This is a genomic window from Pseudomonas reactans, from assembly GCF_013385825.1.
Taxonomy (GTDB): Bacteria; Pseudomonadota; Gammaproteobacteria; order Pseudomonadales; family Pseudomonadaceae; genus Aquipseudomonas; species Aquipseudomonas reactans.
The window spans coordinates 322,632-345,852 of sequence record NZ_JACAPG010000014.1 but is presented as its reverse complement, the minus strand read 5'-3'; the positions used below and the strand labels follow the sequence as shown (position 1 = coordinate 345,852).

Annotated in this window: 22 protein-coding genes; 12 read left to right on the top strand and 10 right to left on the bottom strand. The window is 61.3% G+C overall.

Translation table 11 applies throughout. The annotated features are described in order from the left end of the window. Window positions 1–55: 55 nt before the first annotated feature. On the top strand, window positions 56–1,264 hold the full coding sequence (locus HX868_RS18180; protein WP_177003847.1) for a multidrug effflux MFS transporter: 1,209 nt from the start codon (window positions 56–58) through the stop codon (window positions 1,262–1,264). Here the strand turns inward: HX868_RS18180 and HX868_RS18175 are convergent. From HX868_RS18175 to HX868_RS18140, 8 genes are all read right to left on the bottom strand, one after another. Next, window positions 1,234–1,542: a DUF971 domain-containing protein gene (locus HX868_RS18175; RefSeq protein WP_177003846.1), complete on the bottom strand. Its 309-nt coding sequence runs from the start codon at window positions 1,540–1,542 to the stop codon at window positions 1,234–1,236. The two genes, HX868_RS18180 and HX868_RS18175, sit on opposite strands and share 31 nt — an antisense overlap. Next, window positions 1,539–2,483 (bottom strand): HEAT repeat domain-containing protein, encoded by a 945-nt coding sequence (locus HX868_RS18170; protein WP_177003845.1) that lies wholly within the window; start codon window positions 2,481–2,483, stop codon window positions 1,539–1,541. Before HX868_RS18170 ends, HX868_RS18175 begins: the two co-directional genes overlap by 4 nt. Then, a complete protein-coding gene (locus HX868_RS18165; protein ID WP_177003844.1) occupies window positions 2,480–3,310 on the bottom strand; it encodes an ABC transporter ATP-binding protein in 831 nt (276 codons plus the stop codon). The genes HX868_RS18170 and HX868_RS18165 overlap by 4 nt, the downstream gene beginning before the upstream one ends. Continuing rightward, window positions 3,310–4,086, bottom strand: coding sequence for an ABC transporter permease (locus HX868_RS18160; protein WP_177003843.1), 777 nt, complete (start codon window positions 4,084–4,086; stop codon window positions 3,310–3,312). Before HX868_RS18160 ends, HX868_RS18165 begins: the two co-directional genes overlap by 1 nt. Before the next feature lies 1 nt (window position 4,087). Next, window positions 4,088–5,494 (bottom strand): ABC transporter substrate-binding protein, encoded by a 1,407-nt coding sequence (locus tag HX868_RS18155; RefSeq protein WP_177003842.1) that lies wholly within the window; start codon window positions 5,492–5,494, stop codon window positions 4,088–4,090. 119 nt (window positions 5,495–5,613) lie between these two features. Further along, window positions 5,614–5,859 carry a 4Fe-4S dicluster domain-containing protein gene (locus tag HX868_RS18150; protein WP_028616162.1) on the bottom strand — a complete coding sequence of 82 codons (246 nt, stop codon included), beginning with the start codon at window positions 5,857–5,859 and terminating at the stop codon, window positions 5,614–5,616. 34 nt (window positions 5,860–5,893) lie between these two features. Further along, a complete protein-coding gene (locus tag HX868_RS18145) occupies window positions 5,894–7,624 on the bottom strand; it encodes a fumarate reductase/succinate dehydrogenase flavoprotein subunit (RefSeq protein ID WP_122685052.1) in 1,731 nt (576 codons plus the stop codon). Next, complete coding sequence (locus HX868_RS18140; RefSeq protein ID WP_177003841.1) at window positions 7,621–8,376, bottom strand: GntR family transcriptional regulator; 756 nt, start codon at window positions 8,374–8,376, stop codon at window positions 7,621–7,623. The genes HX868_RS18145 and HX868_RS18140 overlap by 4 nt, the downstream gene beginning before the upstream one ends. A gap of 184 nt (window positions 8,377–8,560) precedes the next feature. Here HX868_RS18140 and HX868_RS18135 point away from each other — a divergent pair, with 184 nt between their 5' ends. Next, window positions 8,561–9,418, top strand: coding sequence for an SDR family oxidoreductase (locus HX868_RS18135; protein WP_177003840.1), 858 nt, complete (start codon window positions 8,561–8,563; stop codon window positions 9,416–9,418). A gap of 111 nt (window positions 9,419–9,529) precedes the next feature. Here HX868_RS18135 and HX868_RS18130 read toward each other — a convergent pair whose 3' ends face one another. Continuing rightward, window positions 9,530–10,444, bottom strand: coding sequence for a site-specific integrase (locus HX868_RS18130; RefSeq protein ID WP_177003839.1), 915 nt, complete (start codon window positions 10,442–10,444; stop codon window positions 9,530–9,532). Window positions 10,445–10,552: 108 nt separating this feature from the next. Continuing rightward, window positions 10,553–11,365 carry a M949_RS01915 family surface polysaccharide biosynthesis protein gene (locus HX868_RS18125; RefSeq protein WP_016975661.1) on the bottom strand — a complete coding sequence of 271 codons (813 nt, stop codon included), beginning with the start codon at window positions 11,363–11,365 and terminating at the stop codon, window positions 10,553–10,555. A gap of 412 nt (window positions 11,366–11,777) precedes the next feature. Between HX868_RS18125 and arnC the strand changes: the two genes are divergently transcribed. The 10 genes from arnC to HX868_RS18075 all read left to right on the top strand — a co-directional run bounded on the left by arnC (window position 11,778) and on the right by HX868_RS18075 (window position 23,221). Next, on the top strand, window positions 11,778–12,812 hold the full coding sequence (gene arnC / locus HX868_RS18120) for an undecaprenyl-phosphate 4-deoxy-4-formamido-L-arabinose transferase (protein WP_028616167.1): 1,035 nt from the start codon (window positions 11,778–11,780) through the stop codon (window positions 12,810–12,812). Next, entirely contained in the window at window positions 12,809–14,800 is a 1,992-nt protein-coding gene (arnA, locus tag HX868_RS18115; protein ID WP_177003838.1) for a bifunctional UDP-4-amino-4-deoxy-L-arabinose formyltransferase/UDP-glucuronic acid oxidase ArnA, read from the top strand. Before arnC ends, arnA begins: the two co-directional genes overlap by 4 nt. Next, a complete protein-coding gene (arnD, locus tag HX868_RS18110; protein WP_177003837.1) occupies window positions 14,800–15,684 on the top strand; it encodes a 4-deoxy-4-formamido-L-arabinose-phosphoundecaprenol deformylase in 885 nt (294 codons plus the stop codon). The genes arnA and arnD overlap by 1 nt, the downstream gene beginning before the upstream one ends. After that, window positions 15,681–17,336, top strand: coding sequence for a lipid IV(A) 4-amino-4-deoxy-L-arabinosyltransferase (gene arnT / locus HX868_RS18105; RefSeq protein ID WP_177003836.1), 1,656 nt, complete (start codon window positions 15,681–15,683; stop codon window positions 17,334–17,336). The genes arnD and arnT overlap by 4 nt, the downstream gene beginning before the upstream one ends. Next, entirely contained in the window at window positions 17,333–17,680 is a 348-nt protein-coding gene (gene arnE / locus HX868_RS18100; protein WP_028616171.1) for a 4-amino-4-deoxy-L-arabinose-phosphoundecaprenol flippase subunit ArnE, read from the top strand. Before arnT ends, arnE begins: the two co-directional genes overlap by 4 nt. Then, complete coding sequence (gene arnF, locus HX868_RS18095) at window positions 17,677–18,090, top strand: 4-amino-4-deoxy-L-arabinose-phosphoundecaprenol flippase subunit ArnF (protein ID WP_177003835.1); 414 nt, start codon at window positions 17,677–17,679, stop codon at window positions 18,088–18,090. The genes arnE and arnF overlap by 4 nt, the downstream gene beginning before the upstream one ends. Further along, a complete protein-coding gene (locus HX868_RS18090; RefSeq protein ID WP_177003834.1) occupies window positions 18,087–19,466 on the top strand; it encodes a UDP-glucose dehydrogenase family protein in 1,380 nt (459 codons plus the stop codon). Before arnF ends, HX868_RS18090 begins: the two co-directional genes overlap by 4 nt. A gap of 3 nt (window positions 19,467–19,469) precedes the next feature. Continuing rightward, window positions 19,470–21,092: a glycosyltransferase family 39 protein gene (locus HX868_RS18085; RefSeq protein ID WP_177003833.1), complete on the top strand. Its 1,623-nt coding sequence runs from the start codon at window positions 19,470–19,472 to the stop codon at window positions 21,090–21,092. A gap of 173 nt (window positions 21,093–21,265) precedes the next feature. Continuing rightward, the gene (locus HX868_RS18080) at window positions 21,266–21,976 is read left to right on the top strand and encodes an HPP family protein (protein ID WP_177003832.1); all 711 of its coding nucleotides are present in this window, start codon (window positions 21,266–21,268) and stop codon (window positions 21,974–21,976) included. Between the two features lie 141 nt (window positions 21,977–22,117). Continuing rightward, window positions 22,118–23,221: an enoyl-CoA hydratase/isomerase family protein gene (locus tag HX868_RS18075; protein WP_177003831.1), complete on the top strand. Its 1,104-nt coding sequence runs from the start codon at window positions 22,118–22,120 to the stop codon at window positions 23,219–23,221.

The window sequence follows — 23,221 nt, the reverse complement described above, 5'->3', positions numbered from 1 at the left end:
TCTGCGCAGATCCCTTAAGCTGGCCGACCTTTGTTTGCTCCGCCCGGAATTGCCCATGTCTCGAAGTATCGCCCGCCTGGCCCTGCTGCTGGGCTTGATCACCGCCGTCGGCCCCTTCGCCATCGACATTTATCTGCCGGCCTTGCCGACCCTGGGCACGAGCCTGCACGCCTCGCCAGCGTTGGTGCAGATGAGCCTCACGGTGTTTTTTGTCATCGTCGGCGTCTGCCAATTGTTCTACGGCCCGATCAGCGATGTGTTCGGGCGCAAGCCGCCGATTTATGCCGGCCTGGTGATTTTTGCCGTGGCCAGTGTCGGTTGCGCATTGGCGCCTACCATCGAATCACTGATCGCCTTTCGTGCCCTGCAGGCGTTCGGTGCGTGCGCGGGGATGGTGATTCCGCGCGCCATCGTGCGTGACCTGTACACCGGGCATGAAGCCGCGAAACTCATGGCGTTGCTGATGCTGGTGATGAGTGTCTCGCCGATTCTCGCGCCGTTGGCCGGGAGCCTGGTGATCTCGCTGTGGAGCTGGCGTGAAGTGTTTGCCGTGCTGGCGGTGCTCGCGGTGGCATGCCTGGTGATGACCATCGTACAACTGCCGGAAACTCACCCGGCTGAACGCCGTCTGGGCAAGACCCTGGGCAGCGCCTTCAGCAGCTACGGCGCGTTGCTGCGTGACCCGGTGTTTATCGGTTTGTCGGTGGTGTGCGGGTTCGGTTTGGCTACGTTTTTCGTGTTTATCGGCAGCGCGCCATTCGTGTACATCGAACATTACGGCCTGACGCCCACGCAGTTCAGCCTGGGTTTTGCCGTAAACGCCGCGTCGTTCTTCGCCATGAGCCAACTCACGGCACGCCTCAGCGCACGCTTTGGCCTGGCGCCGCTGATTCGTTGGTCGGTGGTGGCCGTGGCGGCGGTTATGGCAGTGCTGGCGGTCACGACGTTGTGGGTCGACAGCCTGGCCTTGATGATGACGTTGCTGTTTATCGGCTTCGGTTTTCTCGGTCTGCTGTTACCGGCGGCGGGTGTCTTGTCGCTGGAGGACCACGGCGCGGTGGCCGGCTCTGCGTCAGCCTTGCTCGGGGCGATCCAGATGATCACGGCGGCCGTGTCCATGACGGTGATCGGTGTGTTCGCCGATCACACGCCAGCGCCGATGCTGATTGGCATTGCGTTGTGCGCCATCGCCGCAATGCTCACCACGCTGTGGACCTTGAGGCGCCTGCCGGCTCACTTGGCCAGCGCCCCGCCCTCCTCCTGATCATTGCCCATGGCGGCCAGATACGCCCAGGGATAAATCCCGCGCTGGTGGCCATCGCTGAACACCAGTTGCACGCCATAACCCTGAGGGTGGATTTGCACCACCCTCACCGCTTCCGACACCAACGGCTGGCTGCCCCGCAACCGCAACGCCTGGCATTGGGAGCACGGGCATTCGCGACGCAGGCGTGCGTGATCAATCCACTGCGCGCCTTGCGCCCATTCCAGGCGCAACCGGCCGTCGCGGCCTTTGCCGATGGCGTGCGGCGCGGCGGTCATTGTAGTTGCGCCAAGGCAATCCGCACGGCCTTGCGCACTTCCGGATCGCCATCGTCGGCGGCATTGCGCAAGGCTGTCAGCGCTTGACGATCACCCAGTTCACCCAGTGCCAGAGCTGCTTCCTTGCGCAGGTTGCTGATGCTATGGCCCAGGGTCTGGATCAAGGCGTCCAGCGCGGGTAAATACCGTAACCGGCCCAGGCTGCGAGTCGCACGCAGACGAACCTGCCAATACTCATCGGCCAGCGCGGCGACCAGCGCATTTCCAGCCTTGCGGCTACCGACTTTGCCCAAGGTGGTCGCGGCTTCTTCGCGCACTTGCCACGCCGGGTCCAGCAACGCTTGGTGCAACGCCGGTAAGACCAGGTCATCACTCGCCAAGCCGAGTGCGCCGGTAGCCGCGCGGCGGACTTCGGTGTCGGGATCACTGCTGGCCAAGGCGGCCAACGCCTCAAGCGCGGGTAGATGTTTGAGCCAACCCAGCACCCCCACCGCTTCACGGCGGACACCCGCATCAGCATCCACCAAGGCCAGCAAGGCCGCCGGCGCAGCGGCTTCCAGGCGCAATTCGCGCAGAGCACGGAAGATGGCGGTGCGCACGCTGACATCGGTGTGCCCGGTCCAGGGCAGTAACACCCTGCCCGCCTCGGTGGTCTTCAATACGCTCAGGCTTTGCGCCGCGGCGCCGCGCACGGCGTACTCGGAATCTGTGAGGGCTTCACACAAGGCCTGTACCACTTCGCCGTCTTCCCAGGCTTCGAGCAAGGTCGCGGCCTGGGCGCGCACTTCTACGCTGGGGTCGTTGCGCAGGCTGTCCACCAGCCATTGCACACCGTCGGGGTCTTCAAGATCAGCCAGGTCAATCAGGGCAATGCGGCGCATGCCGGCGTCCGAGGCTTGCAGACGTGGGCGCAGGGCTTCTATTTCCAGGTTATAGGTCATATGGCAAATCGCGGTGTTGAATGATCGGTGGGCAACCCGAGCGGGTTCAGGCGTGGCAACTGGCGGCCATCTTCATGGTGCAGCAGTGCCAGGCAATGACGCTTGAGGTGAGTGAATTCGGGGGTGGTCATCAGTTCAGTGTGGCGCGGGCGTGGGAAATCCAGCTGGAAATCCTCGATGATGCGGCCCGGCCGTGGGCTCATCACCAGGATGCGATCGGCCAGGAACAGCGCCTCATCGATATCGTGAGTGACAAACACCACGGTGGTGCGGATATGCGTCCAGATATCCAGCAACAGGGCCTGCATCTTCATGCGGGTCAGCGCATCCAGTGCGCCGAACGGCTCATCCATCAGCAGCAGGCTCGGTCGATTGACCAGCACACGGGCGATTTCCACCCGCTGCTGCATGCCGCCGGAAAGCTGGTTCGGCCAACGCTCGACGAAGCCTTCCAGCCCGACCAACGCCAGGATCTCATCCGCCGCTGCCAGCCGTTCAGCCTTGCTCACGCCGCGCATTTTCAAGCCAAACGCGACGTTCTCACGCACGGTGCGCCACGGGAACAGCGTGTGCTGCTGAAACACCATGCCGCGCTGCGGGGACGGACCGGCCACCGCCTGCCCATCCATCTGCAAGCTGCCCTGATTCGGCACCAGATGCCCGGCCAACGCGCCGAGCAAGGTCGACTTGCCGCAGCCCGACGGCCCCAGGATGCACACAAATTGCCCCGGCTCGATGCTGCAGTCCAACGCCTTGACCGCCTCGAATGCCTGATCACGCTCGCCGAGCACAATGGACAATCCGCTGATTGCTATACGACCTTCCATCAGGCTTTACCTCGCGGGCGATGCCAAGGGGTGAACACGGCGCCCAGGCACTTGACCAGCCAACTGCTGCCCATGCCCAGCACGCCGATCAACAACATGCCGACCACGATGTCGGCATAGTTCTGGATGGTGTACGACTCCCAGGTGTAATAGCCGATGCCGAACTGCCCGGAGATCATCTCCGCCGTCACCAGGCAGAACCAGGACGTGCCCATGCCGATGGCCAGGCCGGTGATGATGCTCGGCGCGGCCCCCGGCACAATCACCTCCAGCAGGATCGCGCCGCGCCCTGCCCCCAGGCTGCGCGCCGACGCGATCAGCCGGGGATCGACGCCTTCGACGCCATGCACGGTGTTGAGCAGGATCGGAAACAGCGCGCCGGTAAAGGTGATGAACACCATGGACAGCTCTGACGACGGAAACATCAGGATTGCCAAAGGTATCCAGGCCACCGCCGGAATCGGGCGGATCACTTCCAGGGGCGGCAGCAGCACATCTTCAGCCCATTTCGAGCGGCCGATGGCGATGCCCAGGCCAACGCCCACCAGTACCGCCGCCAGGTAGCCTTCGAACACCCGGGTCAGGCTGGCACTCAGGTGCTGGGCCAGCTTGCCCGAATCCACCAGGCCCAGCGCCGCCGAGACCACGGCGCCCGGCGTCGGCACGTTGGCAAAGGTCACCAGCCACAGGTTCCAGTGATGGCTGGCAGCGAGTTGCCAGAACAGCAGGCACACCAGCAATGAGACCGCGCGCGGCAGCCAGCGAGAGGTCGACATATCAGCGACCGGCCACGGCCTGGGCGCCGGCGTTGGTGAAATCGAACACTTGGCCGCCCTGGGCCTCCGCGAATTGCTGGGCTTGGCCCTTGAGCAGGAATGCACTCAATTTGCCCTGGCGATCAGTGGCGAACCAGGCCTGGTTGGCGAGCAGCTTGATGCCGCTGTCTTCGGCCTGGGCGTAGACCGCACGCACGTCCTTGCCGTCCTTCTTCAACCGGGCCAACGCACTGAAGGCTGATTCAGCCGACGCGTAGTCACGCACCTTGGGCTCGCCTTTCACCCAGATCTGCGCCACGTGTTTCCAGTCGGTGATCGGCTTGCCGGTCAACGCGTCGTTGGCTTTGAGCGGGCTCTGGGCGTAGTTGCCCAGCTGTGCCTGATAGTCCAGGCCGGACGCCTTGAAGGCGGCGCGCAGGTACTGGTCGTCGATAAAGGTATTGAGGTCCAGGCCACGGTCGGCTTTTTTCAGCAGCTTGAGGGTGTCGATGGCGGTGCCAACGGCCTGGCGATACTCAGGTTTCCAGCTCAGGTCACGGGTTTGCACGCCCAGCGGGCCATGGAACAGGTAGTTGACCTCAGCCTCGACGCCGGTGACTTTCTCGATCAGCTCGCTGTATTTCTCAGGCTCTGCCGTCAGCAACTGATTGGCTTCGATACTGGCTCGCAGGTAAGCAACCACCACTTCAGGGTACTGGCGGGCGTAGCGTTCATCCACCAGGGCGCCGTGGAAGGTGGGCGTGTTGGACTGCGACCCGTCGTAGATCTTGCGGGCGAAACCACGGTTGGGAAACAGCTCGGCAAACGGCACGAAGTCGGCATGCGCGTCGATCTTATTGGCCTGCAACGCCGATCCGGCCACTTCTGGCGCCTGGGCGATGATGTTTACATCCTTGAGCGGATCCCAGCCCTGGGCGGCGACGGCCCGCAGCAACATACCGTGCGCGGTGGACGCGAATGGCACCGAAATGGTCTTGCCTCTCAAGTCCGCCAAGGACTGGGCGCTGGACTCGGTCGGCACCACGATGCCATTACCGCTGCCCTTGATATTGCCCGACAGCACACTGATAAACAGGCTGTGCTTACCCGCCCCCTCGAACGCCACGCCGTTGAACGCGCCGGGGAAGTCCGCCATGGCACCGAAGTCCAGCTTGCCGGCCACCATTTCATTGGTCAGCGGTGCCCCACTGGTGAAGTTCTTCCACTGGATATCGTAGGTGGCGTCCTTGTACTTGCCATCGTGGGGCAAGTACTTGTCCAGCAGGCCCAGCTCACGGATCAGCAAGCCGCCGGCGGCGCAGTTGATGGTGGTGTCCTGGGTGCCGATGGCGACGCGGATGGTTTGTGCCTGTACCGACAGGCTGATGGAAGCCAGCACCAGGCTGGCGAAGGTTGCGCGCAAGAACATTGGGTGTTTCCCCTCGAATCATGGTTATAGGATCGTCTCCGCCGTGATCAGGCACGGTGGGAAACGAGGGGGTACGGCAGTGGCGTCCGGTGATGGCGGATGGCTTTGGATCGATACGCTCAGCGCAGCAGGTACGGGATCTCGACCTTGACGGCGCCGGTGGGGCAATCCTTTTCGCAGGGCATGCAGTACCAGCATTCGTCGAACGCCATGTACGCTTTCTGCGTCGCGGGATTGATCGCCAACAGGTCCATCGGGCATACGTCGACACACACCGTGCAGCCTTTTTCGGCGATGCATTTGTCTTCGTCTATCGTCACCGGCGCGTTGGAACGAAAGAATATTTCCTGGGGTTGGTAGGCCATTTCACGGTGTCCTGGGCATTTTTGTAGTGAGCGGTCAGGCAGCATCAGCACCGACGCGCAGGCGGTCGTAGGCTTGCATTTCTTCGGCGTCCAGCGGAATTACGTAGGGTTCCACGGGTTTCTTGAAGCTGACCATCTGCCCGTCATCGCCCTTTTTCAGGTGGCAATGGCAGAACCAGTCGGCGTCATTGCGCAGCGGGTGGTCGACGCGGTGGTGGTACAGGCCCCAGCGGCTTTCGGCGCGGTACAACGAGGCGCGCGCGGCCATTTCGGCGCAGTCGCGGATCACGCTGGTTTCCATGGCGCGCATCAGTTCGTGGGGGTTATGGGCTTTCATCTGGTCGAGGTCGCGCTCGATATCACTGAAGCGCTGCAAGCCGATTTCCATCTTGCGGGTGACCTTGGGCGGTTGCAGGTAATCGTTGACGAAGCGGCGCAGCTTGTATTCGACCTGGGCCGGTGGCAGGCCGGTTTCACGGTCCAGCGGCGCGTAGACACGGGCCTGTTCGGCGGCGACCTGCTCGGCATTCACCGCGCTGAAGTCTTTTTCCACCACATACTGGGCGGCGTTGGTACCCGCGAACCAGCCGTAGGTAAAGGCGCCCAACATATAGTTATGCGGCACCGCCGCCATGTCCCCGGCTGAATACAGGCCCTTTACCGACGTCTCCGCGCGCTCGTTCACCCACACGCCGGAGGCCGAATGCCCGCTGCAAAAACCGATTTCGGAGATGTGCATTTCCACCATGTCGCTGCGGTAATCGGTGCCGCGATTGGCATGAAACTGGCCACGGCTCGGCCGTTCATTGCTGTGCAGGATGGTCTCGATGTTCTGGATGGTTTCCTCGGCCAGGTGGTCGAGCTTGAGGAACACCGGGCCATTGCCGCTTTCGAGCTCCTGGTGGAACTCCCACATCATCTGGCCGCTCCAGTAGTCGCACTCGATAAAGCGCTCGCCCTTGTTGTTCGCGGTGTAGCCACCGAGCGGACCGGTAACATAGGCGCAGGCCGGGCCGTTGTAATCCTTGATCAACGGGTTGATCTGGAAGCACTCCAGATTCGCCAGTTCGGCGCCCGCGTGATAGGCCATCGCGTAGCCGTCGCCGGCATTGGTGGGGTTTTCATAGGTGCCCATCAGGTAGCCCGACGACGGCAGGCCCAGCCGGCCCGCCGCCCCGCAGCACAGAATCACGGCCTTGGCCTTGATCACCTGGAAGTCGGCCGTGCGACAATCGAAGCCCATCACGCCGTTGACTGCCCCTTCGCTGTCGGTCAGCAAACGCGTGCACACCAAGCGGTTGGTGATGGTCACCCGTGCACGCTTGAGCTGGCGGTACAGCACTTTCTTGATGTCATGCCCCTCAGGCATCGGCAGCACATAGGCGCCCATGTGATGGACCTTTTTCACCGCGTAGTCGCCGGTCTCGTCCTTTTCGAACTTGACGCCCCAGCGGTCCAGTTGCTCGATGGTCTCGAAACTGTGGGTAGCGTAGGCGTACACCGCCGCCTGATTGACGATGCCGTCATTGGCGATGGTGATTTCCTTGGTGTACTGCTCCGGCGTCGAGTGGCCGGGGATGATCGCGTTGTTCAACCCGTCCATGCCCATGCTGATCGCACCGCTGCGCTTCACATTGGCCTTGTCCACCAACAGCACACGTAACGCGGGGTTGGCTTCTTTGGCCTTGATCGCCGCCATCGGCCCGGCCGTACCGCCGCCGATCACCACGATGTCGTATTCCAGCTCCAGGGTTGTGCGGCTCACGGGCGGCTTCCTCGTTCACGGTCGATGCGCAGGCGATACTGGAAGGCGTCGCCACGGTAATACAGGTGTTCAAAGTCCACCGGCTGGCCGTCGGCGGTGTGGGTCAGGCGCTCGATATGCATGATCGGCGAGCCTGGCTCTACATTCAGCGCCTGGGTCAGGTCGCTGTCGGCCAGCACGGCGTCGATGGCCACATCCGCATGCCCCAGTTGCAGGCCGCAGTCGTTTTCCAGGATCAGGAAGATATCGCGGGTAACCAGGTCGGCTTTTTCCAGGCGCTCGCCGAGGGGTTGCGGCAGGTAGGTGATTTCCAGCGACACCGGCTCCCGGTTGATCAGGCGCACCCGCTTGATCTGCGCAACGACCGTGCCCTCCTCCACGCCCAAGCGCTCGGACACCTGCTTGTCGGCCGGCACGAAGCGGAAGCTGCGCAAGCGGTTGATCACTTCGTAGCCGCGTTCGGTCATAGATTCGGCCAAGCCCTGCAAGGTACTGACGTTCTGGTAGGCCTTGGGTTTGGACACGAAGGTGCCCTTGCCATGGATCTTATAGATCAGCCCTTCTTTCTGCAGATCGCCCAGGGCCTGGCGCACGGTAATGCGGCTGACCTTGAAGCGCGCACCTAGCTCGCTTTCGGAAGGCATCTGGGTGTTGGGCGCGTATTCACCATCGAGAATGCGGCTGCGCAACAGGTCACGCAGTTGCGCATGCAAGGGGATGCTGGACAGGGGGGAAAGGCTGGAATCGTTCATCAAGACCACTTGTCATAACGAGTTATGACGTGATCTTAAGAAGTCTAACGGCGGGAGTGGAAATACTGTTTATGCATAAGCTTAAGGCAAACCATTCGTCGGACTTGAGGGGCATTCGCTACAACTAAGTTCTGACAGGCAACTACTAACCCCATAGACCCTTTGGAAATCTATGGAGATTGAGATGACTGATTACCCTCGCCCACCCTTCGCCCCACAAGCGCAGAACGTACCGGGTTCGCAGAAGAAAATGGACCCCTACCCGGACTGCGGCGAGCAGAGTTACAAAGGCTCAGGGCGGTTGGCCAACAAGATCGCGCTGATTACCGGTGCAGACAGCGGCATCGGTCGCGCTGTGGCGATTGCGTTTGCCCGTGAAGGCGCCGATGTGGCCATCGCGTATCTGGATGAACATGAGGACGCTCAGGAAACCGCACGCTGGGTCGAAGAAGCCGGTCGCCAATGCCTGCTGCTGCCCGGTGATATAGCACAGAAAAGCGTGTGCCAGGCGCTGGTCGATAAGACAGTGGAGCAATTCGGCCGTATCGACGTGCTGGTCAACAACGCGGCGTTCCAGATGAGCCATGAAACCCTTGAAGAAATCTCAGACGAAGAATGGGTGAAGACCTTCGATATCAACATCACGGCAATGTTTCGCATCTGCAAGGCCGCCGTGCCGCATATGAAGGCGGGCAGTTCAATCATCAATACATCGTCCGTCAACTCGGATATGCCCAAGCCGACATTGATGCCCTATGCCGCCACCAAGGGTGCAATTGCCAATTTCACCGGTGGCTTGGCGCAGTTGCTTGGCAGCAAGGGCATTCGCGTAAACAGCGTTGCGCCGGGCCCGATCTGGACACCGCTGATTGTGGCGACTATGACGGATGAGGACGTGAAGAGCTTTGGCAGCGAAACCCCGCTTGGCCGTCCGGGCCAGCCTGTGGAAGTTGCACCGATCTATGTGCTGCTGGCCTCGGATGAAGCCAGCTACATCTCGGGTTCGCGCTATGCGGTAACCGGCGGCAAACCGATCCTCTGAACCTGCACCGACCCTCTGTAGGAGCCGGCTTGCCGGCGAAAAACGCACGGCCGCCGCATTTAACCTGATGCCCTGCGTCATCGTTGGCGAGCATCGCCGGCAAGCCGGCTGCTAAAGGTCAAACCGATCCACGGCACGCCGCCGCTCATTGTCGTCACGCACGTCATAGCTGGCGGTGGTCTGGATATTGGTGTGGTGTGCCAGCTTCTGCGCAATCGAAAGGTCATGCTCCTCGATCACCCGTGTAATGAACGAGCGGCGGAAGTCATGGGGCATGATCTTTACCCCTACCTGTTCACCGCGCTGACGGGCGATGTAGTAGATCGCATGCTTGGTGATGCGTTCGCGGGTGATATGGCTGCCACGGCGGATGCGGTTGAACAGGAAACTGTCGTCCTGCTCGCCTTCCTTGAGCTGTTCGCGGCGAAACGCCAGCCACGCCTGCAACTTGGCGAATGCCCAATCCGGCGCGTACTTGATCAACTCCTTGTTGCCCTTGCCGATCACTCGCAAGCTACGTTCTTCGAAATTGATCTGGGCCAAGTCGAGGTTGACCGACTCCGACTTGCGCATGCCGGAACCGTAAAGAATGCCAATCACCGCCGCATCCCGCAGACCTTGCGGGCGAGGGTCGGCGGCGCAGACTTCCATCATTTCGCGAATCAAACTGCGCCGCAGGTTGCGGCCCTGGCTCAGGCGCGTTCCCGGTGCGGCCTTGACAGTACGCATGCGCAACAGGTGTTCCTGGCTGATCAGGTTCATCCGCCAGGCTTCGTTCATCACGCCACGCACCGCATTGACGTACAGCGATGAGGTGTTCGGCGCATAGCCATCCTCGCGCAAGGCGGCAACCAGGGCGATCACGTGTTCGGGTTGCAGCAGGTGCCAGTCGATGTCTTCGAGGTTGACGTCCTCGAAGCCCAGGCGGTCGGCCGCATCTTGCAGCACGTAGCGCATGGTCAGTTGGCTGGAGGGCGCCAGGCGGGTGAGGTAAAGGGTCAGCGGGTTGCGAATAGACTCAGTCAAGGTATGTCAGCCTTTGGCTTAAATACCTCGAACAAGCCTTTGATTAATCGAGGTATTTAGTGAATTGGCGAAGGCCGAGTCTAACCCAGGACCGGCCCTGGCACAAAATCACGGGGCGGTGTCGTCATCTTCGGTAGCGTCCTGCGGCTGGACCTGGGCCTGGCTCCAGTCGCTGTCCTGCTTCTGCATCAGCGCGAACCAATGCTGGCGCATGAACGTCAGGTAGGCCTCGGGGGCCTTGGCAAAGTCCTTCTCGTCGCCGTAGCAACCGGGCAACGGCAACTCGGTGCCCTGCTCCTTGTACTGGCTGACCAGCGCCTGCTGCCCGGCCACGCTGCAATCCTTGGGCAACGGCATGCCGCGCAAGGCGCCGGCCTCCTCGTCCCACCAGGCCGCACCGACCCGGTCGACACCGCGCAAACGGTACTTCTGCGACTTGCCGACATGCATGATCAGCTTGAATTCATTGGGGCTGACATCACTGGTGCAGGTGCGCGAATAGCCCACGGTGGCCTGGGTGATGCCATCGCCGGTCAGGTCGGTGACCTTGGTCGCAGCGCGGTCGAAGCGCAACGAGGCGTCGAATTCGCAGTGCTGTACATCGTCGTAGAGCATCCACACGCGTTTGGGGCGGTTGCCATCGATCAGGTACTGGGCCGCGTACACAAATGCAGATTGAGTGCCGTCGTCGTCACGCTCGCTGACCTGCTCGGCGAGCACCAGCAGGTTCTTGCCTTGCTTGTCATCCCAGGTGTAAGCGGCGATCTGCTTGCCGCGCACTTCGACACCGTCCGGCACCTGGTCGATGCTCGTGAGCGCCACCCCGTCATCGGCTTGCACGGTGGTGACACAGGCCACGCTCATCAACAACCCCATCAACACTGGCCGCAACTGGCCACGTAAAAGCTGCACGCTATTCATCCGATCACCCTGGCAAGAGACGGCTTACTTTACCGGCACTTGGGGCGCATTGCAGAGAAGATTCTTCACTAACATTCGAGGGTGGAACGTAGGCAGGCAAGTTGAACCAAACGCCCTACAAACAGTTCCTATTTCGCCCACCAACTAAAGCCGGGAGGCCGTTAGTTGCTTAGCTGAACCCTAGCTGTCTACCTGTCAAATAAACGAGTTTTTCATCTGCCTTTCATATCTGTTCCACATTTTTACGCTTAATCTTGAACACAGCACTTCATAGCAAACCGCGCTATATCGTCTAACCTCTTGATTACGCTTCACCTTTGGTACCGTTTTTTAGCCTGCGGCCTGGACTTTCGCCTAATGATTGCTGCTGTTTTCACGCGCCAAGTTGCTCTAACCCCGAGGTCATGAATCTTTGAAACCCTACCCTATTCATTGCGTGTCGATCGTTATCCCGGTCTACAACGAACAAGAGAGCCTGCCTGAATTGCTGCGTCGCACCACTGCAGCGTGCAAGCAACTGGCCTACGAATACGAAATCATCCTGGTGGATGACGGTAGTCGCGACAATTCGGCCCAACTGCTGGAAGACGCCGCCGCTGAAGACGGCAGCAACGTGGTCGCGGTGATCCTCAACCGCAACTATGGCCAGCATGCAGCGATCATGGCCGGTTTCGAGCAGTGCCGGGGCGAAGTGGTGATCACCCTCGACGCTGACCTGCAAAACCCGCCCGAAGAAATCCCGCGCCTGGTGGAACAAGCCGCCCTCGGCTACGACGTGGTGGCCACCGTGCGCAACAATCGCCAGGACTCGGCCTTCCGCCGCTGGCCTTCGCGCCTGATCAACCTGGCCGTGCAGCGCTCCACCGGCGTGGCCATGACCGACTACGGCTGCATGCTGCGTGCCTATCGCCGCACTATCGTCGACGCAATGCTGGCCTGCCGCGAGCGCAGCACCTTTATCCCGATCCTGGCCAACGGCTTTGCCCGCCATACCACCGAGATCCTGGTGCACCACGCCGAGCGTGAACACGGCGAATCCAAATACAGCGCCATGCGCCTGATCAGCCTGATGTTCGACCTGCTGACGTGCATGACCACCACCCCGCTGCGTCTGCTCTCCATCGTCGGCTTCAGCCTGGCGGCCCTGGGCATTCTGTTTGCCCTGGCGTTGATCGTCATGCGCCTGGCCTTTGGTGCCGACTGGGCCGGCGACGGCTTGTTCGTGCTGTTCGCGGTGCTGTTTGTGTTCACTGGCGGCCAGTTCATCGGCATGGGCCTCTTGGGTGAATACCTGGGCCGCATGTACAGCGATGTGCGCGCCCGCCCACGCTTCTTTATCGAAAAAGTGCTGCGCAACCAACCGGCAGCACCGGCTCCCGTGGTCGTCGTCGACGGCCTGGTGTCTTCCCATACCTCTACTTCTTCGGCTGATCAGGTCCAATCATGAGTTCAAAAGCTGTTGTATTCGCGTACCACGACATTGGTTGTGCAGGCATTGAAGCGCTGCTCAACACTGGTTACGAAATTGCCGCTGTGTTCACCCATGCCGACGACCCGAAGGAAAACAACTTCTACGGTTCCGTTGCCCAACTGTGCGCACGTAACGGCATCCCCGTGCACGCGCCGGAAGACGCCAACCACCCGCTGTGGATCGAGCGCATCGCCAAGCTGAACCCTGACTACATTTTCTCGTTCTACTACCGCAACCTGCTGAGCGAGCCCCTGTTGGCCACTGCGCTCAAAGGCGCGTTCAACCTGCATGGCTCGCTGCTGCCGAAATACCGTGGCCGCGCCCCGGCCAACTGGGTACTGGTCAACGGTGAAACCGAAACCGGCGTGACCCTGCACCGCATGGTCAAGCGTGCCGATGCCGGCGCGATCCTGGCCCAGCAGAAAGTCATCATCGAGCGCAACGACACCGGCCTGACCCTGCACGCCAAACTGCGCGACGCCGCCAGCAACCTGCTGCGCGACGCCCTGCCGCAACTGGCCCAAGGCAAGCTGGCTGAAACCGCCCAGGACGAAAGCCAGGCCACTTACTTCGGTCGCCGCACGGCCGCCGATGGCAAGCTGGAGTGGAAAAAACCGGCTGAAGAATTGTTCAACCTGGTCCGCGCCGTCACCCAGCCGTACCCGGGTGCCTTCTGCGCCGTGGGCGAGCACAAGTTGATCGTGTGGCAAGCCGAAGTGGTCAAGGGCAACGAAGGCCTGGCGCCGGGCCGTGTGATCAGCGTCAACCCGCTGCGCATTGCCTGCGGTGAAGACTCCCTGGTGGTCAAGTTCGGCCAGCGCAACGACAACGGTCTGTATCTGGCCGGTCCTTCCCTGGCCAACGAATTGGGCCTGGTCGACGGTTCCGTGCTGCGCGGCGCCGAGTCCGGCCGCAAGCCGCGTCGTACCCGCGTACTGATCCTGGGTGTGAACGGTTTTATCGGTAACCACCTGTCCGAGCGCCTGCTGCGTGACGACCGCTACGAAGTCTATGGCCTGGACATCGGCTCCGATGCCATCGAGCGCCTGCGCAGCCACCCGAACTTCCATTACGTGGAAGGCGACATCAGCATCCACACCGAGTGGATCGAGTACCACATCAAGAAATGCGACGTGGTCCTGCCGCTGGTGGCCATCGCCACCCCGATCGAATACACCCGCAACCCGCTGCGCGTGTTCGAACTGGACTTCGAAGAAAACCTCAAGCTGGTGCGCTACTGCGTCAAGTACAACAAGCGCGTGATCTTCCCGTCGACCTCCGAAGTCTATGGCATGTGCCAGGACCAGTACTTCGACGAAGACACCTCCAACCTGGTGGTCGGTCCGGTCAACAAGCAGCGCTGGATCTACTCGGTCTCCAAGCAACTGCTGGACCGCGTGATCTGGGCCTACGGCGCCAAAGGCCTGAACTTCACCCTGTTCCGTCCGTTCAACTGGATGGGCCCGCGCCTCGACCGCCTGGACTCGGCGCGTATCGGCAGCTCCCGCGCCATCACCCAGTTGATCCTCAACTTGGTGGAAGGCACGCCGATCCGCCTGTTCGACGGTGGCGAGCAGAAGCGTTGCTTCACCGACATCGCTGACGGTATCGAAGCCCTGGCGCGCATCATTGATAACGACAATGACGCGTGCAACGGCCAGATCATCAACATCGGTAACCCGGAAAACGAAGCCAGCATCCGTCAACTGGGTGAAGAGCTGCTGCGTCAGTTCGAAGCGCACCCGCTGCGTGGCAACTTCCCGCCGTTCGCTGGTTTCCGCGACGTCGAGAGCAAGGCGTTCTACGGCACCGGTTACCAGGATGTCGCCCACCGCAAGCCAAGCATCGAAAACGCCAAGCGCCTGCTGAACTGGGAGCCGACCGTGGAAATGAGCGAAACCATTGGCAACACGCTGGATTTCTTCCTGCGTGAAGCCATGCTCGAAATAGCGGACAAAAAGTAATGCAGGCAGGCTTGCGAATCGACGTCGACACCTACCGTGGCACCCGTGAAGGTGTGCCACGGCTGCTCGAATCCCTGGATGAAGCGGGGGTGAAAGCGACGTTCTTCTTCAGCGTTGGGCCGGACAATATGGGGCGTCACTTGTGGCGTCTCATCCGCCCGCAGTTCCTGTGGAAGATGCTGCGTTCCAACGCCGTCGGGCTGTATGGCCTGGATATCTTGCTGGCCGGCACCGCCTGGCCGGGCAAGCCGATCGGCCGTGACCTGGGGCATTTGATGCGCCAGGCCAAGGCCGCCGGGCATGAGGTGGGCCTGCACGCGTGGGACCACCACGGCTGGCAGGCCAACACCGGCCGCTGGAGCGAGGCACAGCTGGTCGAACAGATCCGCCGTGGCGTCGACACCCTGAATGACATTCTCGGCGAGCGCATCGACTGTTCGGCTGCCGCCGGTTGGCGTGCCGACGAGCGCGTGGTGCAAGCCAAGCAAGGCTTCAATTTCCGCTACAACAGTGATTGCCGGGGCACCAGCCTGTTTCGTCCAACCTTGGCCGATGGCACCGCGGGCACCCCACAAATTCCGGTGGACCTGCCGACCTTCGACGAAGTCGTCGGGCCGGTGGTGGCTGCCAAAGACTTCAATACGTTCATTCTCGACCGCTTTGCCGCGTCGAAGCTCAACGTCTATACGATCCACGCTGAAGTAGAAGGGATTCTGATGGCCAATGATTTCCGCCAGTTGCTCGCCCAGGCAGGGCAGCGCGGCATCGACTTCAAACCGCTGGGCGACTTGCTACCCTCGGACCTGACCACCCTGCCCCAGCAACAGTTGGTGCGCGGCGCTTTGCCCGGCCGCGAGGGTTGGCTCGGAGTGCAGCAGGCATGATCCGCCGTTGGGCCCTGCCCCTGCTCCTGTTGGCGTTCGGCGTGTTTTACCTGCTGCCGCTGGCCACTCACGGCCTGTGGATTCCGGATGAAACCCGTTATGCACAGATCAGCCAGGAAATGCTGCTGACCGGCAAGTGGGCGTCGCCGCACTTCATGGGCATTCGCTACTTCGAGAAACCGGCAGCGGGCTACTGGATGATCGCGCTGGGCCAGGCAATCTTCGGGCAGAACCTCTTCGGCGTGCGCTTTGCGTCGGCCTTGAGCACCGGGTTGAGCATCCTGCTGGTGTACCTGGTGTCACGTCGGCTGTGGAATGCCCCTCAGAAGAGCCTGATCAGCACCGTGCTGTACATGAGTTTTGTCAGCGTGGCGGCCCTGGGCGGTTATGCCAACCTCGATCCGCAGTTCACCTTCTGGGTGAATCTGACCGGCGTGGCCTTGTGGTTTTGCTTCGACAGCAACACCCGCAATGGGCGACTCGGCGCCTGGGCCCTGTTGGGGTTTGCCTGCGGCATGGGCTTTATGACCAAGGGTTTCCTGGCGTGGCTGCTCCCCGTGTTGATCGCCCTGCCCTATGCGATCTGGCAAAAGCGTTTCCGTGAATTACTGGGTTACGGCCTGGTGGCGGTGGTGGTAGCGATTGTCGTCAGCCTGCCGTGGGCGCTGGCCGTGCACCTGCAAGAGCCCGACTACTGGAACTTCTTCTTCTGGCATGAGCATATCCAGCGCTTTGCCGGCGACGATGCCCAGCACGCGGAGCCGTTCTGGTATTACTTGCCGCTGCTGGTTGCGTTCTGTCTGCCGTGGGTGGCGTTGTTGCCGTCCACGCTCAAACAGGCTTGGCAGGACAAGCGCAGCGCAAAAGTCGGCTTTGTGTTGTTGTGGCTGCTGATGCCCCTGGCGTTCTTCAGTCTGGCCAAGGGCAAGTTGCCCTCCTACATCGTGCCGTGCCTGCTGCCATTGGCCTTGTTGATGGGCAATACCCTGGCCGACAAATTGGCGCAGGGTCGCTATCGGGCATTGCGTATCAATGGCTGGTTGAACCTGCTCCTGGGCGTGGTGATGTTGCTGGCGCTGAGCTGGTTCCAACTGAAAAAGCCGGTATATGAGCACGGCCAGGAAACCCTCAGCCTGGTGCTGGTGTTCACCTTCCTGTTTGCCTGGATCCTGGTCAACTTGTTGCAAGCCGCGCGACCTCTACGCCTGTGGGCCGCGCCGGTATTCGGCAGTTGGCTGATGGTTGCCTTGTTGCCAGCCGCCTTGCCGCATTCGGTGGTCTACAACAAGACGCCTGACCAATTCATCATCGATCACCTCCAGGAACTGCAACCGGCCACGGCCCTGTTGAGCAACGATCTCGGCGCAGCATCTGCCCTGTCGTGGCGCCTGGCACGCCCGGACGTGACGCTTTACAACACCGTTGGCGAAGTCAAATACGGCCTGGCCTACCCGGATGCCACGCATCACAAGATTGACACCACCCAAGTCCAGCAGTGGATGAGCGAGGCGCGTAAAAAAGGCCCGGTCGGCGTGGTGATGCGTGTCAAAGGTGACGACGAAATCGCTGAAGTGGCGCTGCTGCCCAATGACGGCAAGCGCTATGAGCAAGGCAATATCGTGATCCTGATCTTCCCGCAGGTGACGCCTTGATCACCCTGCTGCTGTTACTGGCTGCCTGCCTGCTGACCTGCATGGGCCAGGTGTCGCAGAAATTTGCCGTGGAAAGCTGGCGCGACCTGCCCGAAGGCTGGGCGCTGAAACTGCGTTCACCGTGGTTGTGGTCGGCGCTGATGTGCCTGGGTCTGGGCCTGTTGGTGTGGCTGCTGGTGTTGCAGCGCCTGGAAGTGGGCATTGCCTACCCCATGCTTAGCCTGAACTTCGTGCTGGTCACGCTGGTGGCACGGTTTGTCTTTCATGAGCCCATCGACAGCCGTCATTGGCTGGGCGTGGCGCTGGTGATCGGTGGTGTCGTGTTGTTGGGGCGCCACGTATGAGCCGGGTTCAAGGGTTTGCCCTGGCCCTGGGCAGTGTCGGCCTGGTCAGTGCTGCCCAGTTGGGCATGCGCTGGAGCATGACGCGCTTGCCGCTGCCCAGTGAATGGCTGAGTGCTTTCAACAACAACAGCATTGATCTCGGCGCCCTTGGCGTGGTGAGCCTGGCGATCCTGGCCTACGCGCTGTCGATGCTCTGCTGGTTGGGTGCGCTCAAGCACCTGCCGCTGGGCCGTGCCTACTCACTGTTGAGCATCAGCTACGCGCTGGTGTACCTGCTGGCGGCCAGCCTGCCGGTGTTCAACGAACATTTTTCCGTTTCAAAAACCCTGGGGGTGGCCTTGGTCATCCTCGGTGTACTGGTTATCAACTCTCGTCGTGCTAGCACCACAAGTCCCAGGAATGCCCCATGAAAATCAGTGTATTTGGTAGTGGTTACGTCGGTCTGGTGCAGGCCACCGTATTGGCCGAAGTCGGTCACGATGTCATCTGCATGGACGTTGACAAAAACAAGGTCGAGTCTTTGCAGAAAGGCCATGTGACGATCTTCGAGCCGGGGCTGGCGGCGATGGTCAAGGAAAACCTGGAAAGCGGTCGACTGCACTTTACCCATGACGAGAAACTCGCGGTCGAGCACGGCGAAGTGCTGTTTATCGCCGTGGGCACGCCTTCGGATGAGGACGGCTCGGCGGATCTGAAGTACGTGCTGTCGGTAGGTGATGCCGTGGCCCGTCATCGCAAGGAGCCGGTGATCCTGGTGGAAAAATCCACCGTACCTGTCGGCACCGGCGATACCCTGCGCGCGCATATCGAAAAAGCCTTGCATTTGGCGGGGCGCCACCTGGAGTTCGATATCGTCTCCAACCCGGAATTCCTCAAGGAAGGCTCGGCCGTGGCCGACTGCCGCCGCCCGGACCGCATTATCATCGGCTGTGAGCGCGAAGAAGTGCGCGAGGTGATGCGCGACCTGTACGCCCCGTTCAACCGCAACCATGACCGCATCATCTTCATGGACCTGCGCAGCGCCGAGCTGACCAAATACGCTGCCAACTGCATGCTGGCGACCAAGATCAGCTTCATCAACCAGATCGCCGAACTGGCCGAACACCTGGGTGCGGATATCGAAGCCGTGCGTCTTGGCATCGGCGCCGACTCGCGCATCGGCTACCACTTTATCTACCCCGGCTGCGGTTATGGCGGTTCGTGCTTCCCCAAGGACATGCGTGCCCTGATCCACAGCGCCAAGCAGGCCAACTGCTCCAGCGACCTGTTGGAAGCGGTGGAAGCCATCAACCAGCGCCAGAAGAGCAAGCTGTTCGAGCGCATCAACGCGTTCTTCAAGGGCGACCTGCGCGGCAAGACCTTTGCCCTGTGGGGCCTGGCGTTCAAGCCGAACACCGATGACATGCGTGATGCGCCCAGCCGTGTGCTGATGGAAGCCTTGTGGGCCGCTGGCGCCAACGTGCGCGCGTTCGACCCCGAAGCCATGCAGGAAACCCAGCGCATCTACGGCGATGATCCACGCCTGATGCTGATGGGCACGCCGGAATCCACCCTGGGCGGCGCCGATGCGCTGATCGTCTGCACCGAATGGCAGCAGTTCAAGGCGCCGGACTTCGACCTGATCCACCAACGCCTGAAAACCCCGGTGATCTTCGACGGCCGCAACCTCTACGACGGCGAGCGCCTGGCGCGCAAAGGCTTCCAGTACTACCCGATCGGCCGTGGCGACTCCTGCCAGTTGCCGATTCCGCAGCAACAATGGTTGCCGCAGGTCGTGGAAGCCTGATACGTGAACAAAGCTCAACCGTCCCTGTTAAATCCAACGGTCCGCCGCCAATCCCTCGGTTTGGGATTGCTGGCGTTGTTGCTGTTCATCGCCGGCAGTTGGCACCAGGCAATCATCGGCTTCGACTCCCGATTCGTGCTGTTTGCCCAGGAAATGCTGCGCCACGGGCCTGGTTTCTTCCCGACCACCTACGGCCAGCCTTATGCGGATTACCTGGCGACTTCAACACTGCTGACGTGGCTGTTGTCCTTGCCGTTCGGCCAGGTCACTAGCCTCACGGCCTGGTTGCCCACGGCGATGGCCTCGGCGGTGATCGTCATGCTGGTGTATCGCCTGACGGCGCCATACTCGCAACGTTGGGGCCTGCTGAGCATTGCAATTCTGTTGCTGAGCAGCACCTTCATCAGCGAAACCCGCGCGGTGTCCCTCGACCAGATGTTGGCCGCGATCGCCCTGGCGGTGTTCTATCTGGGGTATGCCCATGACCACTTCGGCGCCGGAAAACGCCTGCATTGGCTGTACCTGCTACTGATCGTCGGCTTTGCCGTGCGTGGGCCAATCGGCCTGGTCATTCCCACTGGCGTGTTGTGCAGCTATTACCTGATCAACCGTCAATGGCGGCAACTGTTCAGCTTCGGCTTGCTCGCGCTGGCGTTACTGGTGGCCTGTGTCGGCTTGCTGTTGTTGATGGCCAAGCTAAGCGGTGGCGAGACCTTCATGCAGGACGTGATCCGCATGCAGTTTCTCGGGCGCATGGACGGCAGCGAAGGCTCCAGCGGCGTGCTGTATTACTTCACCAGTTCCCTGGGCAACTATGCCCTGGCGTATCCGATGGCCGTGCTGGTGCTGCTGGCGATGCTGATCAGTGGGCGCCGGGCGCCGGGGCCGGCGTTGCAACTGGTGTGGTACTGCGCCGCCGCAGGTTTGCTGGTGATGCTGGGCCTGTCGATCCCTCAAGCCAAAAAGGCGCGCTATATACTGCCGATGCTGCCCATGGCGGCGATCATTGCGGCGTATCCGTTCAAAGTGGCGCATGGTCGGCTGTTTGCCGGGCTGCGTGGGTTGATGCTGGGCATCTGGACCCTTCTACCGACCCTGTTGATCGCCGGTTTGCTGTTCGCACGGCCACGCTATCCGGAGCAATTGAGCCATCTGGGCTGGGTGTTCGCTGTGCTCGGGGGGCTGCAAGTCGTGGCACTGCTGGCGCTGTTCAAGACGCAACTGCGTACGGTCGGGCCGGCTTTTGCCGCGGTACTGGCGGTATGGGCCACCTACATCATGGTGGTCGAGCCGCTGGAGCGCAGTGTCTACGACACCCGTACTTTTACCCTGCAAGTGCATGAGCAAGTGATGCAGCAAAAGGCGCCGGTGGTGTTGCACGGCTTGGGCAAAGACGCCAAGGCCATCAAGTACATGGTCAACCTCAATTGCGACCAGGTGCCGTTGTTCACCCAGCATGCGGGCGACCTCAAGCCACTCCAGGGGCCCGCGTGGCTGGTGATGAGCGAGTCGGACTATGAAAGCTTGACCGACCCACGCTTGCGCTCCATCACCCCGACCCTGGCCGGTGAGTTTGATCGCAACCCTTATGTGCTGCTGCACTTGGAAAAAAGCCCACAACCCTGATCGCTCAACTTCATTTTTTTTGCACTCAAGCCTCATTAATATGCATTGGCGCGCTGTTCTCGGGCGCGGCACACTGCAGGCGTTCCTTCCCCCAAATGTTGGAACTTTCAAAGGGCTTTTCCGGGCAACCAGACAAGCCTTTTTTTTGCCCGCTGTTTATGGATCCCCTTTCAATGCTCGCTCGCTGGTTCCCCGCTGCTATAAACACCCGCCCTACCGAATGGAGCCGTGCCGCCATCGGCATGGCCCTGGGCACGCTGTTCAGTGTCTGGCTGTGCTCACAAGTGTTTGGCATGGACGTCGCACTGCACCTGCTCGGTCCACTGGGCGCTTCGGCCGTGTTGTTGTTCGCCGTGTCATCGGGCGCTCTGGCGCAACCCTGGTCTATCATCGGCAGCTATCTGTGCGCGGGCGTGGTGGCTTTGCTCGTCGCCCGTGTCCTTGGCCCTTCCCTGGGTGGCGCCTGCCTGGCCGCGGGTATGACCGTCGTGCTGATGTGCTGGCTGCGCTGCCTGCATCCACCGGCTGGTGGCCTGGCCATGACGCTGGTGTTGGCCGACCCTGCTTCTGCCGCGCTTGGGTGGTATGAGTTGGGCGCGGTCTTGCTCGGTGCTGGAGCCTTGCTCGCCTGCGCACTGGTTTATAACAACGCGACGCGCACGCGTTATCCAAAAGGTGCGGCTGAAACATCCGCTCCGATCTTGAGCAACCCCAAGGCCGCTCAAGACCCTGCAATCACCGCCGCCGATTTGAAGCTGGCGCTGGCCGAAATGGAGCAGTTCTACGATGTGGAGCCCACGGCGCTGGAACAATTGATCCACGCCGCAGAAACCCACGCGCGACGCCGCAGCATCGGTGAGGTCCTGGCCAGCCAGGTGCCTTGAGGCCATCCTCCACTCCCTGCATAAATGCAAAAACAACCTGCATGATTCACGGTTGTACTGGGCAAATTTGCACTGGTACGATCGCGAGATGGTTCGTCCGCGAACATCTTGATAAAGAACAATAAAAGCAGGGAGTTATCGATGACTGCTCAGGTTTCATCCGAGGCAAGCCACGCAGCAACACTTCAGGACGAAGTCCTCGCTGAGGTCCGTAACCACATCGGCCACCTCACCCTCAATCGCCCCGCCGGCTTGAACGCTATTACCTTGAACATGGTGCGCGGCCTGACGGCCCAACTGCAGGCCTGGGCCGACGACCCGCTGGTGTACGCCGTGGTCTTGCGCGGCGCCGGTGAAAAAGCCTTCTGCGCCGGCGGCGATATCCGTTCGCTGTACGACAGCTTCAAGAACGGCGACACGCTACATCAGGACTTTTTCGTCGAGGAATACGCACTGGACCTGGCCATCCACCATTACCGCAAACCGGTACTGGCACTCATGGACGGGTTTGTCCTGGGCGGCGGCATGGGCCTGGTGCAAGGCGCCGACTTGCGCGTGGTCACCGAGCGCAGCCGCCTGGCGATGCCGGAAGTGGCCATCGGCTACTTCCCTGACGTGGGCGGTAGCTACTTCCTGCCGCGTATTCCGGGTGAACTGGGGATTTACCTGGGCGTTACCGGGGTGCAGATCCGCGCAGCCGACGCCCTCTACTGCGGTTTGGCGGACTGGTACCTCGAAAGCAACAAGCTCACCGACTTGGACCAGAAGCTTGACCGCCTGCAATGGCACGACTCGCCACTCAAGGACCTGCAGGGTGTGCTCGCCAAACTGGCCGTGCAACAACTGCCCGATGCGCCCCTGGCCGCCTTGCGCCCCGCCATCGACCACTTCTTCGCGCTGCCGGATGTGCCGAGCATTGTCGAGCAACTGCAACAGGTCACCGTGGCTGACAGCCACGAATGGGCGCTAACCACCGCCAACCTGATGCAGACCCGCTCTCCCCTGGCCATGGCTGTTACCCTTGAAATGCTGCGCCGTGGCCGCCGCCTGCCCCTTGAGCAATGTTTTGCCCTGGAGTTGCACCTGGACCGCCAATGGTTCGAACGTGGCGACCTGATCGAAGGCGTGCGCGCCCTGATCATCGACAAGGACAAAGCCCCGCGCTGGAACCCACCCACCCTGCATGGGCTGGCCCTCAGCCATGTGGAAAGCTTCTTTCATCACTTCGAGAAGGTTGCGAACTAA

What these genes read in the sequence shown, in the direction of transcription:
- HX868_RS18165 (WP_177003844.1), bottom strand. Translation starts at nt 3,310, where the DNA reads ATGGAAGGTCGTATAGCAATCAGCGGATTGTCCATTGTGCTCGGCGAG.
- arnA (WP_177003838.1), top strand. Translation starts at nt 12,809, where the DNA reads ATGAGTTCAAAAGCTGTTGTATTCGCGTACCACGACATTGGTTGTGCA.
- arnT (WP_177003836.1), top strand. Translation starts at nt 15,681, where the DNA reads ATGATCCGCCGTTGGGCCCTGCCCCTGCTCCTGTTGGCGTTCGGCGTG.
- arnF (WP_177003835.1), top strand. Translation starts at nt 17,677, where the DNA reads ATGAGCCGGGTTCAAGGGTTTGCCCTGGCCCTGGGCAGTGTCGGCCTG.
- HX868_RS18150 (WP_028616162.1), bottom strand. Translation starts at nt 5,859, where the DNA reads ATGGCCTACCAACCCCAGGAAATATTCTTTCGTTCCAACGCGCCGGTG.
- HX868_RS18090 (WP_177003834.1), top strand. Translation starts at nt 18,087, where the DNA reads ATGAAAATCAGTGTATTTGGTAGTGGTTACGTCGGTCTGGTGCAGGCC.
- HX868_RS18160 (WP_177003843.1), bottom strand. Translation starts at nt 4,086, where the DNA reads ATGTCGACCTCTCGCTGGCTGCCGCGCGCGGTCTCATTGCTGGTGTGC.
- HX868_RS18080 (WP_177003832.1), top strand. Translation starts at nt 21,266, where the DNA reads ATGCTCGCTCGCTGGTTCCCCGCTGCTATAAACACCCGCCCTACCGAA.
- HX868_RS18155 (WP_177003842.1), bottom strand. Translation starts at nt 5,494, where the DNA reads ATGTTCTTGCGCGCAACCTTCGCCAGCCTGGTGCTGGCTTCCATCAGC.
- HX868_RS18135 (WP_177003840.1), top strand. Translation starts at nt 8,561, where the DNA reads ATGACTGATTACCCTCGCCCACCCTTCGCCCCACAAGCGCAGAACGTA.
- HX868_RS18125 (WP_016975661.1), bottom strand. Translation starts at nt 11,365, where the DNA reads ATGAATAGCGTGCAGCTTTTACGTGGCCAGTTGCGGCCAGTGTTGATG.
- HX868_RS18075 (WP_177003831.1), top strand. Translation starts at nt 22,118, where the DNA reads ATGACTGCTCAGGTTTCATCCGAGGCAAGCCACGCAGCAACACTTCAG.
- HX868_RS18140 (WP_177003841.1), bottom strand. Translation starts at nt 8,376, where the DNA reads ATGAACGATTCCAGCCTTTCCCCCCTGTCCAGCATCCCCTTGCATGCG.
- arnD (WP_177003837.1), top strand. Translation starts at nt 14,800, where the DNA reads ATGCAGGCAGGCTTGCGAATCGACGTCGACACCTACCGTGGCACCCGT.
- HX868_RS18180 (WP_177003847.1), top strand. Translation starts at nt 56, where the DNA reads ATGTCTCGAAGTATCGCCCGCCTGGCCCTGCTGCTGGGCTTGATCACC.
- HX868_RS18170 (WP_177003845.1), bottom strand. Translation starts at nt 2,483, where the DNA reads ATGACCTATAACCTGGAAATAGAAGCCCTGCGCCCACGTCTGCAAGCC.
- HX868_RS18175 (WP_177003846.1), bottom strand. Translation starts at nt 1,542, where the DNA reads ATGACCGCCGCGCCGCACGCCATCGGCAAAGGCCGCGACGGCCGGTTG.